Genomic DNA, 15,134 nt, shown 5'->3' on the forward strand with positions numbered 1-15,134 from the left:
TCGTTGGCGGAGCGGATTGCAACTTCAGACCAGGAGATCAGGTGCGTATTGAAGGATCTGATATGGGCACGGCGACAACGATTAAACAAGTGTCACACGCTTCTGGAGGATGAGTGCTGATCTGCAGCGATCTTCTCACCTTCCGTTACTCCTGGATGCTGGGTCAGCAGCAAGCATATGAGCCGGTTGGTGGGACAAGGTAACTGTTCCACCTATGTGTTTTCCGAGTATGGACCCGCCGTGTTCTTGGCTACGATCAAGCAAGAAATATCGAGCTGCAGGTCGGCCAACAGACGAGAAGGAGGCCCAACATGAAAAGCCGCTGTACAGAACGCCTGCACATGAAGATATGTGGAGTATCCCTTCCTATCATGGTGGGACTTGTGTGGCTGGTGCTACCGAATTGGGTGTTCGCTGAAGGGGAACAGAAACCTACGTCCTCGAAACCGTCGGTGGAGAAACAAGCGACGGACATGACAGGCGGACAACCAGGGCTGGTTGAGGAATATGATGTGGTTCCAGTCCCACGAGGGGCCTTAGTTGATGACAAGGGTATCGCGCTTGATCAGGTGGTCAAAAACTCCAAAGGCGAGACGCTGGGAACCATCGAAAAGCTGATGAAGGATACCAAGACCGGCAAGATCGAATACGCGGTACTCCAAGTCGATGGCACCCAACACCAATTACCTCTGAAATGGAGCCAATTCAAGGTCACCGGTGGACAGCTGACCCTCAATGCCACGAAAGAGGAACTGCAACCTTCGACCAACGCGGCACAGGCTAAAGACAAGTCTCCGGACGTTTCCACCTATATGGAGGAGATCGACAAGGTTCGGCGTGAACCGAAGCCGCAAGGCATGCCTTCCGATGTAGGAGGCAGGACGGGCGAAGCAACTCTGCGAGGAGCAGGCAACCGGCAAGATGCAGGCGCGACCAACCCTGGGGTAGGACCGGCAGTGGGGAGCGACTTTGGCACGGAGGCGGGAATCGGGAGCACCGGTTCAACGGGCAGTACAGGCTCTTCGGGCGGCGCAGGATATGGTGGTGGGAAAGGATCATCGGATGGGTCGGGAGGCGGCGGAAAGTAGGCGTGTCGCCTTGAGAGATCGGCGGGGCTGCTCGATTCTCCGATTTTGTTAGCGCTAATAAGAAGGAGGTATCTCATGGTTACCATCCTGTTAATTATTTTCGTGCTGGTCTTTATAGGGGCCTTGCCGACATGGCCTTATAGCGCGAATTGGGGCTACTACCCGAGTGGAGGATTTGGCCTCGCTGCGCTGGTGATCTTGATCCTCCTCTTGATGGGACCGGCTTAATTGATCTGAGGTCCTGCTTGGTAGGGCTCGGCTGATTTTGGTCTCGATTCAGAAGACGATCGATACCTGCAGTACGGTATTTCGAGCAAGCAGAAACGCTCGCAGCTGCACCGCTCAGTTGATTGGGATGTTGCCCAGTATAGAACTCCGTGGTTGTGTCGCTAAGATTGTGCGGAGCCGATGCACAGAGTGGAAAGGTAAAACCGCACTAGGAGGAAGCATCGGCATCACACTTTTGGTTCATGCTTAACACAGAAGGAGGATCGTAAGATGCGCAATAGAAACAGAAATCATGACGATGAGGGGGAGGTGACAGGATGGTCCGCTTTTGTGGCTGGCGCATTGATTGGGGCCGGGGTGGCCCTGCTATTTGCGCCTCAAACGGGCCCAGAGTTGCGGGGCAGGTTGCGCGACTATGCCGATCGCGCAAAGGACGATTTACTGGATAAGGCGGAAGAGACATGGGATGCCGAGGTGGAACGCGGTAAGGAATATTATGACAAGGGAGAAGAGGTCCTCCGTGATGTTGGCGAGTCGGCCCAGGACTATGCACGAGAAGGACAGGAGAGGATGAAGGATGTCAGTCGGTCGGCTCAGGAATTTGCCAAACAAACACAACACATGGTCCGTGAGCCGGGGCGGTCAGCATTGTAATACGTGCAGAAGAGTGAGGACGATGGAGAGGATAGCCTAGAAATATGAGCGAGAAGGAGAGTGGCCTCAACTTTATCTTAGAAGAGTACGCCGCCGCACTAGAGGAGTGGATGCGAGTCCATGGTCCGTATGCCATGCACAAAGAACTCCATCTCGATGTGGACATAACCGAAGGCGGGTTTTGGCGGGCTGGTTACCTTCAAGCGCTTCATGACTTGCAATCCCTCATTCGGGATCGCGACCCAATCGACACCTGTACCCATCAGGACAATTCTCATGTGTTCCACTAGGCCGTCATGTCAAGCTGATAGATGAGCAAGGATATCGTCCATTTCCAATGGCACCTGACACCCAGAGGATGGGTTCGGGGAGACTGGTCTGCCAACGAACCGCTTGAATCCAGGACGCCCCCTCCGGCTGATCGAGTTGAAACGTGGGTAACCACGGAAACCACGTATGATATGCAGTTCGCAAAAGCGCACAAGGAATGGACGCTGACGTGGGCGTCACCTGAGCAAAATGAGGAAGAACGAACAGCTTTACGGTCAACTATCCGTATACCCGCGGCAGAGTCTGAGAATCCAAGTATAAAAGCCTGGGACTTCCCGCTGAACGAGTTGTGAGCCTGCTCACCGAGCGAGCCCCTCTTCAATCTGCACACCTTCTATCGCATAGGCTTTGGTCGCATGTCCGCTCTCCAGCTCTCTTCTTAACAATGCTATGTCATTTCCTAGTACGACGGTTAGGCGAACTGTCATACGTTGAGGCATGTAATCCGACCAGACACGTTCCGTATCAGCTACCCCATTAACCATTCATAAAATGGAGGCGCTTACGATGTCTGTCATTGAAAAAGCCATTGACCTCAATGTTCCGGTTCGGACGGCCTACAATCAATGGACCCAGTTTGAAGACTTTCCTCGGTTCATGGAGGGGGTCGAGCAAGTCCGACAGATCGACGACAAACATCTCCACTGGAAAGCCACGATTGGCGGAAAGCAGGAAGAATGGGATGCCGTGATCACCGAGCAGGTGCCTGATCAACGGATTGCGTGGCGGAGTCAACACGGGGCGAAGAACGAAGGCATCGTCATCTTTTCTCCAGTCACGGAGGGGAAGTCGAAGATCAACCTGCGCATCGAGTATGAGCCCCAGGGCGTGGTCGAAAAAACGGGTGATGCGGTGGGAGTAGTATCTCAACGCGTGGAAGGGGACTTAAAACGATTCAAGGCATTCATCGAATCGCGCGGAAAAGAATCCGGTGCCTGGCGAGGGAATGTCAGCTGAGCAAAGAAAGAAGTACTCTTAGAGCTTCGTAGTGACATCACGTGAAGTGGTATATCAGAACGGGATTGCTCAAGTCCTTGAAGATTTGGGCAATCCCTCCTTCCTTCAATCACAGAGCGCATTTACTTGTAGTTTCTGTTCATACCATTTCATTTCACTTTAGCCCCCCTTGTCGCTCTCAGTAACACCGGGTGAACACCTGCCACCCAGGGTTGATCGGCACACCTCCCACCCGACGGGAGTCTGAGACTTCTTTTGGCTTTGCCGCACCAGGGGAAAAGATAGTGCCCGCGATACCTATTGGTCAGGTGTGCTTCCCCACCTTAAAGAGAGGAAACAAAGAGAAAGCTGACAACTACGATTTGGAGGCAAGCCGGTTATTTCCGAATCCCAAAAGACACTCCGCCTACTTCAGGATGCCACACGTCCAGGATGACCCACTTGATGCAAGGGAACCTGAATCTCAATGGTCGTTCCCCATGAAGGTCGACTATTGATCTTCATGGTCCGATCTCGGTTCGGATCGTACACTTTTTCGCACAGGTCACAGAGCATAACGAGTTTTAATTGAGAGGCCATGACTAACCTCCAGACGATATGAGAATCCACCTAGGAAGGGCATCCGAAATGGGAGGGATTTTGCCATGCGTGACAAAATAATTTACTGGGAGAACCCATAGATGTCGTGGCTGTCATTTTTGATGAATCCTATGAGAAATCCCTGAACACTAGGGGAGGGCCTGCTGAACCATTATTATCGCATGAGCGGCTGATGGCACGAGTTTAAGAGTACGCCCGAGCTACTTTTTACGGCCAACCTTCTTCTTAGCAGCCTTGCGTTTGGTTCTGCGTGGGTCACCACCGAGAGCGTTGCCCTCTGCTCGAGAGAGGTTTATGGGGTTAGCAGGATTTTCCCCGGGGAGCTTCTTGGGTACGGGCGTCATGGTCGCTTTTCGCTTGGGTTGTAGCATGTCTCCCTCATGACAAACCGATGCATGCATTACTTGAGGGACGGGGGATGTAATGGCGCAGGAGTCGCCGTTGCGGTCCCATGGTTGCTATTGCGCTCCTTGTACTCCAGCTTTCCGTTCCGGCTGTTTACTCGATTTTTTCGACGGCGTCTTTATTTGCAAAATTCGCATCGACAATTTTATTCGTTTCGTCGAACATAAAGACGGCATCGATGCCGATGGGAATTGAGGCCATTTTGCTGCGGGCTTGGGAACGAATGTCAAACTTCCGTTCCTCTCCGTTCTCGGTACGGATGAGCGCGGTATCCTGGCCGATGCTCAACGGTTGAGTGATCTGCCCTTTTACGATGTGATGGTGCACTTATACGACCGCCTGGCCCGAGTCATTGAGGAGATGATAACCCACCAGAAGATTTTGCTCGTTGAGCGTCAACTCGATCGTGTCTCCTATTTTAATGTCGGGAAAATGTTTCTCTCGGGCGGTGTTTAATGGGATGTAACGGGGCGTTCCCTCGCCGGTGTTGATTTGAAGCTGGTCGCCTTTGATTTGTTCGACAGTCCTCTTCACGTGACGTTGTCCTGCCAAGGCTTCATTCTCGTGCGATTGGGTGGCAGCTATCACAGCTGGAGAGAACACCAAAAAGGCCGCAAGGGAGCCAAGAATCATCCAATCGTGTCGTCCCATCATGACGCTCCTTTACGTGAAGGATCTAGCAAAATCACAGATTCAACGCTTATCAACCGCATAAAGAAACGCTACCATCGAGGGGACTTCTGAACAATTATCCAATCCCCTAGCCGAGTTGTGCGACATGGCGAAGGTATGGAAGGAGCTCTTTCGCTGAGACCTGAAATGACGTGATAACCTGTGTGAAGCAACGGCTCGCCTCATGAACGAGTCGGCCCGCGTGTCCTGGCGCGGGGGCTGCCCTCAGAAAGTAGCCCTGACGGATGGAGTCAATTTAACCCGTGCAGGCCCTGCTTCTGCTGCCAAATCTCGAAGAAGGTTTGAAGGCTATCTATGGAGCCATGTATTCACGGCGATCCTGCTCCCCCAATGACCCCCCGTGTCTTCTAAATGGGCAATCGCGCAAAAAAAAGGAAACCCCTCGTTCAAGGAGACCCCACTGCCAACTGCATCATTCAACAAGCAGGAGCGTGTCAGTGGGCTGAATCGATGAAGGGCTTAGAGCTTCCGCGACCGTTCGGGGGCTGAGCGGTCAAAAAGATTCCGCTAGTGCTTCGCCTCTCCATGTGTCTAGGTCTACAGAATGAGGTTACTGGTGGCTGCCGCCACCCGCTTCCTTTTCATCCCGTGCATCGCGGGAATCTTTACCGGTCTGATTTTTTGACGTTCCCTGCTGCTGGGACGTGTTTTTTAAGCCGGACGTATCCCGTGACGGTTTGGTGTTTTTATCTTGGAATGTGGCCTCTTTCTCGTCTCTCGCATCACGTGACTCTGTAGTGCCCTGTTGGGAGGAGCTTCCCTGTTTTCCCCGCTGCTGCTCCGCGTGCGCCGGACCAGAGGGCAAGCCCCATGCACACAACACCGCCGAAACTATCAACGCAGTTAACGTGGTTCTCATATTGGTCTCTCCTTTTCAAAAAGGGAGGTTTCGCCTCACCACTTGCGGCTGAAGAAAACCTTTAGGCTTATATTCCTAGCGACAATGAGGGGATTTGCATACTGGGGAAAGACATAGGGTGAAAAATCAAGGGATCAGGGAGGCTATGTGGGGGAAAGCAGAATAGTACCGGTCATCACCGTAACAGTGTTTATCTCAGCGGTAGACTATTCACTTGCTGACCTTTCTTCCGCCATACCCACGGTGGGACTGGGTTGGCATCCGCCCACAGCCCTTTCTTGGCCAGATGCGCCTCGGCTTCTAGGGCCTGCAGGGTTGCATAGTCCGGTGCATACTTCCGATACCACCAGCAGCCTTCCTTCACAAGTTCATGGTTCAGATTCTTTCCATCTCGTAGAATCACCCGCGCAAGCGTTCGTCCATACCGATCCTTGCCCGTCCTCTGAACGGTCACTGTCTGTCCAAAGCTCAAAGCAGACGTGGCCTGCTTCGCCCGTTGTCCAAAGGCTTATTTCTTCTCGGGACAATCGATACCGGTGAGACGAATAGGCTCGGCTCTCTTGTTGTGGAGAACCTCGATGGTGTCACCGTCTTTGACGGAAACTACCAGCCCAATGAAATCCCCTCCATAGCATGGAAGAATGAATAGAATGGGTAGCAGGATTACGGACAAGAGGGAGGGAAGAATCATATGTATTAGGTGTACATGAAAAAGATTGTAGTTATTTCACCTTGCCATAATCGCCCCCTGGTGGAGGGATTTAGGCTATAGGTAACCAGCTTATCCTCAGATGGGTGAGTAGTTCCTAAGAAAATGCCGCTCATCAAGATACCGTATCAGAGGCAAACGCTATCATGCTGACAGATGCGCACAGGATGGGCATGATGTGCAGAACGTAAGCACCAAATGAGCTAGTGACAAGGAAGGGCATCTTTCAAGGCCATTAGGAGAATCAACCCAATTGGAGTTGCGGAATCATAGAGGGATACGTTCTCAGGCTTCGCCAGGTATTTGGAAAGTATTTCAGAATAATTGGTCAAATTTAGGGCAATATTGTTCGGTGCGCAGAACATTTTGGGAAGACCAACATTCGTTAAATCTGCGTTAGCCCATTCATAACCTTCACTAAGCCCGTTCAAGTACACCTTGAAGGCGTCGCTAGCTCCAATTCTTTTATATTTCTCAAGGCTAATCTCTCCTTTGGCGGATTGGTGTTAGCCCTTCCCTAAATCCCCTCTATTGACCTTTGGTGCATATACTGTAACCATTGGTATCATGGAGAGGATTCAGTCCTACAGGCGGCCCGCTCTCGGCTATCAGGTCATTCTCTTTGCCAGAGGCAGCAACTGCCTCGGCATCCATCCAACATTACACACCGTGATTGAGTATCAATATGGTTCCCGTTACTCCTACCCCGCACGTGACGAAGCCAATGCACGTGAGCAGGCTGTCTCGTATGGCATCAGCGCGATAACAGACCATTACGCTCGGCTTGGCACCTGGGCGGAAGCGAGAATTTATCCTTTTGGCGGACTCATTCGAGATATGCGGCTGATCGATAGGCGGTCACGGAGAGGCTAGACCGAAAAGGATGCGATTAGAGGAGAGCGAGCACTAATAGTTAGAACAGAGATCATCTAGAGGGGGTACCAAAATTATCAAACCCTTCGTCTCTCAAGCACCCAACACATTTAAGCATTTTCCGAACGCGTAGAGGAAATCAGCGCCTCCCCTGAGCCGGGAGTAGGCGGCGTGAACGGCTCGATGGCCAACAGCATCGGTTGGTTACTACTGGCGCATGCTGATTCCCGAGAGAAGCGCATCGCGTAGTGGGCCAGCATCCGTACTCGCCCAGTGACAGTTCTTCCCTCCTAGGCCGCCAGCGTCGGAACGGTAGTTCAAGGCTAGGTGGTCACCTAGTGGGGAGGAGTACAGGTCTATCTATGATGTAGTTATTCTTGAGTGCAAATTATGAGGGCTTACTCACGAAAGACAGAGGACGGGCCGGTAGAGGATCCTTTCATCAGCCTCGCTGTCGATCCCCGTCGGCTGGCCTTGACCGTTCTGGCCGTCATCGCAACGATCTTCGCGTTGCAATGGGCGCAGAATTTCTTCATTCCACTTCTCCTCGGCATCCTGATTGCGTACACACTCAATCCACTCGTGGCGTGGCTGACTCGACTGAAAATTCCGCGCATGCTAGCGACCAGTCTGGTGTTGTGCGCCTTCCTCGGGGCAACTGCCCTTGCGACGAAGTCCCTCACCGGCCAGGTTGAGCGGATTTTCGAACAGCTACCCAGTGCAACCGGCAAGCTTTCGACCATGCTCCGAGAATGGGCCGAGGAACCCAACGCGATGCAGAAGATGCAAGCGGCGGCGCGGGAAATCGAACAGGCAACCAAGCAAGCTGCGGACGGCTCGGCGGCTTTACCTCGGAAATCGGCCAATCAGGTTGTGGTTCAACAGCAGCCGTTTAAGCTCACGGATTTCTTGTGGACGGGATCGCTTGGCATGTTCGGTCTGCTGGGCGAATCGGCCATGGTGTTGTTTCTCGTATTCTTCTTGCTCTCATCTGGACCGACGTTCAGACAAAAACTGCTGCGGCTAGCCGGTCCTTCGCTTTCCAACAAAAATATCACGGTCACTATTCTGGACGACATTGACCGGTCGATTCAGAACTATATGCTGACCCTGCTCTTGACGAATATGATGCTGGGTGTCCTGACGTGGCTCGTATTTCGCGGGATCGGGCTGGAGAATGCCGGCGCGTGGGCTCTGGCGACTGCCGTGTTGCATTGTATCCCGTATGTGGGAGCCGCGCTCGTCGCGTTCGCCGCCGGCATGGCAGCCTTCATGCAATTTGAATCGGTGGTCCAGGCGCTCCTGGTGACGGGGGTCGTCATTGCACTGGCCACGTTCATCGGCACGATGGCGGTCACGTGGATGAGCAGCAAGGTGAGCAAGATGAATGCGGCCGCCATCTTCATCGCACTGCTGTTTTGGGGTTGGCTCTGGGGGATGTGGGGTCTGCTTTTGGCCATTCCTATCATGAGCACAGTGAAGGTACTCTCCGACCACATCGAAGACTTGCAGCCGGTATCCGAGTTGCTTAGCGAATGAATCGAGTCCTGTGGGTCTTGCGGAACAAGTCCGACTTCTTCCTGGTTTCTGTCGGCAGGACACTTGATCTTTCACTCTGGAGTGTTTTCTTCTGGTTTCTAGGGGAGCCCCTGCTGCGACCGCGCACGCCTCAGCAGCGAGTACTGACTCAAGGGGCAATTCCGGTAAAATCCTGCCCCATGCCGCTCTCCCCACTTATTTCGTTTTGGAACCTCCACCTGGACCTATGAAGGCTGGCTAGGCCAGATCTATCTGAAGCAATACGCCAAGACGACCTTTGCGCGGGAGTGTCTCGGGGAATATTGTCAGTACCTCTACAATGGGCAACCGCTGTTTCGCACAGTCAGCAACGATTCCACTTTCTACCGACCACCATCAGTCAATCAGCTCCGCAAGTATCTGACGCAGATCCCCGAAGACTTTGAGATGTGCTTCAAGGTGTGGCAGGAAATCACGATTCCAGTGTATGCGCTACAACCACGCTATGGTCTGGAGGCTGGCAAGCCGAATCCTCGTTTTCTGAATGCGAAGCTGTTTAATGATCTGGTACTGACGCCCTATCGAGAAGCGAGGTTTGAGTCACACATGGGGCCGTTCCTGTTCGAGTTCCAGCAGCATGGACTCTCGACGGATGAGTTCTGTTCCAAGCTCAACGCGTTCTTCAGCCAGCTACCAGCGGAGTTTAAGTACGCAGTGGAGGTGCGGAACCCCAGTATCCTCGGTCTGGCCTATCGGCAGGTTGGAACGTCATGGCGTCGCTCATGGCTACAATCACTGGTCCTTTATGACAGCACTTGCCGATCAGCATAAGCGGATGGAAGAAACCTTCACGGTTCCCTTCACGGTGCTGGGTCTTTTAACCCCACTCAAAATGAGCTATGAGGCGGCTAAGAAACGAGCCGAACCGTATAACAAGATCGTGGGAGAACTGCCGGAGATGCGGCGGGATACGGTGGAGCTCGTGAAGAAGGCCGTCGATCAGAATCGACGAGCCTATGTGATCGTCAACAATCGAACAGAGGGCAATGCGCCCACTACCATCCAAGCTTTGGTGGGAATGTTAGGGGATTTCCCAGTACCGACCGAGACCTGACGACGATAGGATTCCAGCAGAATAGCACAACGGAAATATTGTGAATCGCTAACGGAAACGTTATCGAAAACTAGTATAAAAGTTGCGCTGTTCGCTAAGCTCCGTTCTTGAAAGAGGACGGAGCTTTCTTTTGACTTGTTTTGCCTTTGAGTGGATCCATGCCCCTGTTATTTTGCACCATTCCGCCGAGAGACCCCAAGACACAGCTGGTCAACGTCATTATTGACACGCCACGTGGCAGCCGAAACAAGTTCAAGTTCGATGAACAGCTGGGCTGTTTTAAACTCTCGCGCATCCTCCCTGTGGGGCATGTCTTTCCCTATGATTTTGGGTCCATCCCGGGCACGCGTGGAGAAGACGGCGATGCCCTCGACGTGCTGGTTGTCATGGACGAGCCAACATTTCCTGGGTGCCTCATCACGACTCGCCTGATCGGTGTGATGGAGGCGCGTCAGACTGAGAAGGGCCGTATGATCTCAAACGATCGGCTCATCGGGGTGCCGCAGACACCGGCCAACAAGCCGACCATCCGGGAGCTGTCTGAGCTTGGATCCGTCGTGCTCGCGGAAATTGAGCACTTCTTTACGTCGTACAATGCCGCCCAGCATCGGCGATTTGAACCAGTACGCCGACTCGGGGCTGCACAGGCAGAACGCCTTCTGCGTCATGCCATTGAGGACGGCGCACAAAAGAGGAGGGGGTCATGAAACAACCATCAGTAACTGCGGTTGTACATGCGACAATTATACGCGACGAGTTGCTACGCTATGTTAAGGAGGCCATCGGATCAATCCGGGCGCACACGCCTACGGATTCGCAAATCCATCGAGCCCGCAAGCAACTCAAGCGTGCGAGGGCGAATCTTCGTCTCTTACGCGATGTCATCGGCAAAGCCACATACACCCGTGAGAATGTCGGGTTACGCGATGCGGCACGGCCGCTCAGTGGGGTGCGCGACGCCGCAGTACTGGGCGAAACCGCCAATTCATTGATTCAGGCGACACGGCGAGGCCCGCGCCGAAGATTGCTGTTGAAGGTGCGCAGAGCTTTAGAACAGGCACGACTTGAGGCGCGTGCGGAATTACGCCTGATGAACGCCATCAAGGAGAGTACCGCATGCCTCGAGGCGGCAGCCGAGCGCATCAGGAGATGGAAGCTCAAGGACGCGACCAGAGCAGCGCTCTGTAGTGGGTTGCAGCGGACCTACCGTCGGGGGCGGGATGCGTTTGCCATGGCTTGTGCGAAGCCCTCGAATGAACATCTTCACGAATGGCGAAAGCAAGTGAAGTACCTGGGCCAGTCGCTGGATGTCTGGAACAGACATGGAGCCCATCACGTGAAACGGGATTTGCAGGATGCAGACAAGTTGGCGAAGCTACTGGGTGCCGATCATGATCTCGCCGTGATCGCACAACGGCTGGACAATCTCGATTCACCCCATCCTGTGCGGCCCGCCATTACTCGCCATATTACCGACCAACGGTCTGATCTGTTGAAGAAAGTGTTGAAGAAGGGTCAGCGACTGTTCAAAGCCAAACCTCGCCCATTTGTGCATAACATCGTACGACCATATTGAGTCCAGCTCGCAGGTGGTCGCTTAGGGGAACAAGACGAGCGGCCAGCAGGCGGGTCGAATGATGAATCCTTTGTAGGATACTGCTCGGCTCATCTCTGTTCTCCTTGAGAGCAGATAATAAGGAGGGGCCTATTGTAGGGAAATATGCATTTTGTCCGCAAGGGAGACGGTCGGGCGACCTCGTTCGACCTTGTCAAATCAACGCATGATTGTCAGGCATGGACAGGATGCCAGCTTCCATGTGTTCCTTGAATCGCTGGAGATCTGCCGCCAGGGTGTTGCTCGGATCTCCCCCGAACCATTTACCAATCGTCCCGCCAAGCGTGCCGCCCGGCAGTTCATACTGCAGCGTCACGGTCAGCCCGGTCCGCTGTCCATCACCTATCGGTTTAAATTCCACGGAGCCCGCATGATCGAGGTCCGACTCATGGAGCGATCGCCATCCGATACGTTGATTCTCCACTTCGTTGATGATTTCCGCATCCGATTCCACTCGGGGCGCACCCGGGATCAGCTTCATGACCCAGTGCGACACGCGATCGTCCAGGACCTGCACCGACTCGAGATGCGTCATCACGCGAGGCAAATTCTCTAGTGCCCGCCAAAACCGATAGATCTCTGCAGGCGGCCGATTGCTCTCCATCGCTTGTTGAACTTTCGTCGCACGGTCCGTATCCATCTTGCGTCGCCCCAATCGATTGGTATTGTTCGGCTGGCGGGCCCGTGTGGGGCCGCTCGTATCGATACCCAGGGCTCTCCGTAGGCTGGGCAATAGCCACCGATGGCTCGGTACAGCAGCCCGCCTCCCGCGATCGCGAGGACTGAGCGCGCCCAGTTTCGACCGGACAGCCCCCTGACAAGGAGCAGCATCCCGCTGATCGCGGAAAGCACCCGCTCCGTCTCGCTCAGATTTTCCCGGTGCTCATCGAACTCAGCCCGCTTTTCTTGCCACTCTAAGTCCGGGATATTGGTCTGGTATTGTACTGGTCCCGACAGATTCGTAGGCATCTGTTCCCCCCAAATGTCTAAAGAGGTCTTGGCCTACTGGAGTACGATGGAACGTGGTACTAGGGAGTTCTCCTACTACCATGATCCGGCCGGGTCGATCCTCGCCTTACGGCTGCGAGACGATTTCGTGCTCGATGTATTCAGCAGCTGCCAAATGGTTCTGCAGGTGAGGTCTCACATTGCGCAGCTCTTCCTGGATCTCCTGATTTGAAACCGAGTCCTTCGTCTTTCTCACGAGGGCCACTGCATGCTCGTGTATTTTGACTTCATAGGCCATGTAGGTTTTATCAAAGTCCGAGCCGGATTTGGCGCGGAGTTGTTCCATTGTTTTCTGGTGGATCCCCTCTATTGTGGAGGCCAAAGCCGGCTTGTGGGGCTGCACATCTAGGTCTCTCGCCATCCGGTCGATATTCTGCTTCATGGTCTGATGTTCACTCACCATGCGAGACGCAAATGCGCGGACTTGGGGGGCGGACGCCGCCTGCTTGGCAAGTTGTCCGGCCTCGATCTCGCCGCTGTGAATGGTAGTAAGCAGGCCGAGGATTTCAGGATTGTACATGGTGGATGCGGGCATAGTTCCTTGGACCAACGAACAACCTGACAGCAAGAGAGCGGCAGTAAGCGTGCCAACGAATGAATGGGCTGATGTCACGACTAACCTCCCTGTGGAGTCTGAGCCTTCGTTCAGTGGGCTGTTGCGTCCTAGTCCCTCGAGAGACGCGTATAGCTGCCTCGATAGCGCAGCCATGGGGAGACGCATACTTGATAGCAAAAGCGCGTTATTCAGAGCGAACGTGACTAGTTAATAGGTCCATCGCTGGGCCCCGACGAATCAATCACAGAGTGAGCGGCTTCCAGGGCAGCCGCTTCCGCTTCCTCACTCGAGGAGAAACTGCCAGTGGCATACCCTGCGAGAGTGCTGATGGAGTATTCACTCACCCATGTTCCATCCTGTTCCTGGCGGGGTCTCAGCTGTATCAACCGTCCACGATATGTGGTTTCCATGATTTGGCCTTTCGTTGAATGAACGTTAATCCCACCGAGAAGTGAGGTGCTGTAAACCTATGCTTCCGCGCACCTCACTCCTGGGTCACCGCTGGGGAATGTGGCCTCTCCTCACTTTCGGCTGTCATGCCCAGAAAACGGACTGGACGATCACCGGTGAGATGCTCCGGAGTAATGACGTAGGTCCCGAGCAGACTCGGTATCCAGATATTCTTCGCCGTGGTCTCATTGAGTCCTGAAAACACATAGGCGAGCCCACCGACGATTCCACCGCCAATAGCAAATGCCGCCTTAAATGGGAAGTACAGGATCGTGGCGGCGGCTGCAGCCACTTCCATGCCTACCCCGGGCCCTGTCCGTAACTGTGTATCGCCAGAGAAGGACTGGCTCCAGCCTGGAGCCGCAACCATCGTGCAGAAGGTGATGACCACAATGGGAACCAAGAGTGGGACGCTCATGTGAACCGCGTCCTTCCTTTCGTCCATCACATCATAATTGTAAAGCCATGACTTAATTCGCACGCTGCAGCGTCGTCGTATGACCCCGCTCCGTCACATAGGCTTTAACCACATCGCCGAGCAACACCTTATCCAACTTCGTACTCGTGTCGACATGAATCCTATGCTGTTTCCCGTCAGTATCTTTGATGGAGTAATACTCGCCATCAATGCCAATTAAGGTCCCGTTGATTGTGTCTTTGGTCAGACGTTCTTTAATGGTAGGACTGGCATCTTTCTCCGCCATGGGATCGGTTGCGAATACACCAATTCCCGAGTCCAACAGTCCAACTGCGATCTGGCCGAGTACGACCACAAATGTAGCGGACAGTATCTCGCCGTCGAGATTCTCACCAAAAGGGCTTATGTGGCGGCCTTCCCGGAAGAGGCGATTAGAAGAGCGCAGGCAGTTGCTCCGAATGGTCTGTTTCATACCTTGAACTGTTCCTCATAGATCTTCTCGCCTCGATCAGCAATCATCTGATCGCTGGAGTGGTGGGTTCTAGCTATCATAACTGTATCTTGCCGTATTGCAGTTCATTTCCCACTCAGCTTTCCCCTAGGTGGGGAGTTACGTAGCGCCAGTTGGGTTTCAACTACAGAACTCGCTGGACTTTCAGACGAGTCTTGCTTGAGGTCCCTTCAGCGGTAGGCCCCTGCCTGTCCAGTGTTCTCCCTAGTCGCGCAATGCGCCTACACAGATACTCTTTATTATAGCCACCAGGCTAAGGCTCTTATGGCTACGCACTTTGCGTCTCCAGAGCAATCTGGTTCCAGATTAGCCACGCGAAGCAAAATAAAGTCTCGACGAGTTCTTACAAAGGAAGAGCAATCCGCTCTGTCCAGGCGTCCGGTTGAGGTGATCTTAGCCGGAATGCCTTATTCAGAAGCTGCGACTCTGTTTGATATGTGCCAGCAAAATTGCAGGAGACGATTCTTTAGACTGGCACGTCTGGCGGTTGGCAGACTTTCACCGACGCACCGACTCGAAGCACCGTTCGATACGCATCATGTGAGGGT

At 53.6% G+C, this 15,134-nt stretch carries 19 protein-coding genes; 10 read left to right on the forward strand and 9 right to left on the reverse strand.

Annotated features, from left to right (window positions below; all coding sequences use genetic code 11):
- Window positions 1-311: 311 nt before the first annotated feature.
- The 5 genes from H8K03_21405 (at window position 312) to H8K03_21425 (ending at window position 3,257) form a co-directional block, all read left to right on the forward strand.
- Window positions 312-1,088 carry a PRC-barrel domain-containing protein gene (locus H8K03_21405; protein ID UVT20293.1) on the forward strand — a complete coding sequence of 259 codons (777 nt, stop codon included), beginning with the start codon at window positions 312-314 and terminating at the stop codon, window positions 1,086-1,088.
- Between the two features lie 75 nt (window positions 1,089-1,163).
- Window positions 1,164-1,316: a DUF3309 domain-containing protein gene (locus tag H8K03_21410; GenBank protein ID UVT20294.1), complete on the forward strand. Its 153-nt coding sequence runs from the start codon at window positions 1,164-1,166 to the stop codon at window positions 1,314-1,316.
- A 270-nt stretch (window positions 1,317-1,586) separates the two neighbouring features.
- Window positions 1,587-1,970: a YtxH domain-containing protein gene (locus tag H8K03_21415; GenBank protein ID UVT20295.1), complete on the forward strand. Its 384-nt coding sequence runs from the start codon at window positions 1,587-1,589 to the stop codon at window positions 1,968-1,970.
- Between the two features lie 44 nt (window positions 1,971-2,014).
- Entirely contained in the window at window positions 2,015-2,260 is a 246-nt protein-coding gene (locus H8K03_21420; protein UVT20296.1) for a hypothetical protein, read from the forward strand.
- 547 nt (window positions 2,261-2,807) lie between these two features.
- The gene (locus tag H8K03_21425) at window positions 2,808-3,257 is read left to right on the forward strand and encodes an SRPBCC family protein (protein ID UVT20297.1); all 450 of its coding nucleotides are present in this window, start codon (window positions 2,808-2,810) and stop codon (window positions 3,255-3,257) included.
- Window positions 3,258-4,355: 1,098 nt separating this feature from the next.
- Here the strand turns inward: H8K03_21425 and H8K03_21430 are convergent.
- The 4 genes from H8K03_21430 to H8K03_21445 all read right to left on the reverse strand — a co-directional run bounded on the left by H8K03_21430 (window position 4,356) and on the right by H8K03_21445 (window position 6,286).
- On the reverse strand, window positions 4,356-4,589 hold the full coding sequence (locus tag H8K03_21430; GenBank protein UVT20298.1) for a hypothetical protein: 234 nt from the start codon (window positions 4,587-4,589) through the stop codon (window positions 4,356-4,358).
- The gene (locus H8K03_21435) at window positions 4,590-4,916 is read right to left on the reverse strand and encodes a hypothetical protein (protein UVT20299.1); all 327 of its coding nucleotides are present in this window, start codon (window positions 4,914-4,916) and stop codon (window positions 4,590-4,592) included. It abuts the gene before it with no gap.
- Window positions 4,917-5,505: 589 nt separating this feature from the next.
- Window positions 5,506-5,814 (reverse strand): hypothetical protein, encoded by a 309-nt coding sequence (locus tag H8K03_21440; GenBank protein ID UVT20300.1) that lies wholly within the window; start codon window positions 5,812-5,814, stop codon window positions 5,506-5,508.
- Between the two features lie 190 nt (window positions 5,815-6,004).
- Window positions 6,005-6,286 carry a thermonuclease family protein gene (locus H8K03_21445; protein ID UVT20301.1) on the reverse strand — a complete coding sequence of 94 codons (282 nt, stop codon included), beginning with the start codon at window positions 6,284-6,286 and terminating at the stop codon, window positions 6,005-6,007.
- A 1,500-nt stretch (window positions 6,287-7,786) separates the two neighbouring features.
- Here H8K03_21445 and H8K03_21450 point away from each other — a divergent pair.
- From H8K03_21450 to H8K03_21470, 5 genes are all read left to right on the forward strand, one after another.
- On the forward strand, window positions 7,787-8,935 hold the full coding sequence (locus H8K03_21450) for an AI-2E family transporter (GenBank protein ID UVT20302.1): 1,149 nt from the start codon (window positions 7,787-7,789) through the stop codon (window positions 8,933-8,935).
- A 246-nt stretch (window positions 8,936-9,181) separates the two neighbouring features.
- Window positions 9,182-9,745, forward strand: coding sequence for a DUF72 domain-containing protein (locus H8K03_21455; protein UVT22568.1), 564 nt, complete (start codon window positions 9,182-9,184; stop codon window positions 9,743-9,745).
- Window positions 9,675-10,028, forward strand: coding sequence for a DUF72 domain-containing protein (locus H8K03_21460; protein ID UVT20303.1), 354 nt, complete (start codon window positions 9,675-9,677; stop codon window positions 10,026-10,028). Before H8K03_21455 ends, H8K03_21460 begins: the two co-directional genes overlap by 71 nt.
- A gap of 158 nt (window positions 10,029-10,186) precedes the next feature.
- Window positions 10,187-10,735: an inorganic diphosphatase gene (locus H8K03_21465; GenBank protein ID UVT20304.1), complete on the forward strand. Its 549-nt coding sequence runs from the start codon at window positions 10,187-10,189 to the stop codon at window positions 10,733-10,735.
- A complete protein-coding gene (locus tag H8K03_21470; protein UVT20305.1) occupies window positions 10,732-11,604 on the forward strand; it encodes a CHAD domain-containing protein in 873 nt (290 codons plus the stop codon). Before H8K03_21465 ends, H8K03_21470 begins: the two co-directional genes overlap by 4 nt.
- 193 nt (window positions 11,605-11,797) lie before the next feature.
- Here the strand turns inward: H8K03_21470 and H8K03_21475 are convergent, their stop codons facing one another.
- The 5 genes from H8K03_21475 to H8K03_21495 form a co-directional block, all read right to left on the reverse strand.
- Window positions 11,798-12,283 carry an SRPBCC family protein gene (locus tag H8K03_21475; protein UVT20306.1) on the reverse strand — a complete coding sequence of 162 codons (486 nt, stop codon included), beginning with the start codon at window positions 12,281-12,283 and terminating at the stop codon, window positions 11,798-11,800.
- Window positions 12,196-12,612 carry a DUF2892 domain-containing protein gene (locus tag H8K03_21480; protein UVT20307.1) on the reverse strand — a complete coding sequence of 139 codons (417 nt, stop codon included), beginning with the start codon at window positions 12,610-12,612 and terminating at the stop codon, window positions 12,196-12,198. The genes H8K03_21475 and H8K03_21480 overlap by 88 nt, the downstream gene beginning before the upstream one ends.
- A 106-nt stretch (window positions 12,613-12,718) precedes the next feature.
- Window positions 12,719-13,264 (reverse strand): DUF4142 domain-containing protein, encoded by a 546-nt coding sequence (locus H8K03_21485; protein ID UVT20308.1) that lies wholly within the window; start codon window positions 13,262-13,264, stop codon window positions 12,719-12,721.
- Window positions 13,265-13,691: 427 nt separating this feature from the next.
- Complete coding sequence (locus H8K03_21490) at window positions 13,692-14,075, reverse strand: hypothetical protein (protein ID UVT20309.1); 384 nt, start codon at window positions 14,073-14,075, stop codon at window positions 13,692-13,694.
- 52 nt (window positions 14,076-14,127) lie between these two features.
- Window positions 14,128-14,547 (reverse strand): hypothetical protein, encoded by a 420-nt coding sequence (locus H8K03_21495; GenBank protein ID UVT20310.1) that lies wholly within the window; start codon window positions 14,545-14,547, stop codon window positions 14,128-14,130.
- Window positions 14,548-15,134: the final 587 nt, after the last annotated feature.

The sequence above is a fragment of the Nitrospira sp. genome, assembly GCA_024760545.1.
Lineage (GTDB): Bacteria > Nitrospirota > Nitrospiria > Nitrospirales > Nitrospiraceae > Nitrospira_D.

Bases quoted from the DNA above. Each gene is read 5' to 3' on its own strand.
- H8K03_21425 (UVT20297.1), top strand. From the start codon at position 2,808: ATGTCTGTCATTGAAAAAGCCATTGACCTCAATGTTCCGGTTCGGACG.
- H8K03_21405 (UVT20293.1), top strand. From the start codon at position 312: ATGAAAAGCCGCTGTACAGAACGCCTGCACATGAAGATATGTGGAGTA.
- H8K03_21470 (UVT20305.1), top strand. From the start codon at position 10,732: ATGAAACAACCATCAGTAACTGCGGTTGTACATGCGACAATTATACGC.
- H8K03_21440 (UVT20300.1), bottom strand. From the start codon at position 5,814: ATGAGAACCACGTTAACTGCGTTGATAGTTTCGGCGGTGTTGTGTGCA.
- H8K03_21450 (UVT20302.1), top strand. From the start codon at position 7,787: ATGAGGGCTTACTCACGAAAGACAGAGGACGGGCCGGTAGAGGATCCT.
- H8K03_21475 (UVT20306.1), bottom strand. From the start codon at position 12,283: ATGGATACGGACCGTGCGACGAAAGTTCAACAAGCGATGGAGAGCAAT.
- H8K03_21465 (UVT20304.1), top strand. From the start codon at position 10,187: ATGCCCCTGTTATTTTGCACCATTCCGCCGAGAGACCCCAAGACACAG.
- H8K03_21490 (UVT20309.1), bottom strand. From the start codon at position 14,075: ATGAGCGTCCCACTCTTGGTTCCCATTGTGGTCATCACCTTCTGCACG.
- H8K03_21495 (UVT20310.1), bottom strand. From the start codon at position 14,547: ATGAAACAGACCATTCGGAGCAACTGCCTGCGCTCTTCTAATCGCCTC.
- H8K03_21410 (UVT20294.1), top strand. From the start codon at position 1,164: ATGGTTACCATCCTGTTAATTATTTTCGTGCTGGTCTTTATAGGGGCC.
- H8K03_21415 (UVT20295.1), top strand. From the start codon at position 1,587: ATGCGCAATAGAAACAGAAATCATGACGATGAGGGGGAGGTGACAGGA.
- H8K03_21480 (UVT20307.1), bottom strand. From the start codon at position 12,612: ATGCCTACGAATCTGTCGGGACCAGTACAATACCAGACCAATATCCCG.
- H8K03_21420 (UVT20296.1), top strand. From the start codon at position 2,015: ATGAGCGAGAAGGAGAGTGGCCTCAACTTTATCTTAGAAGAGTACGCC.
- H8K03_21435 (UVT20299.1), bottom strand. From the start codon at position 4,916: ATGATGGGACGACACGATTGGATGATTCTTGGCTCCCTTGCGGCCTTT.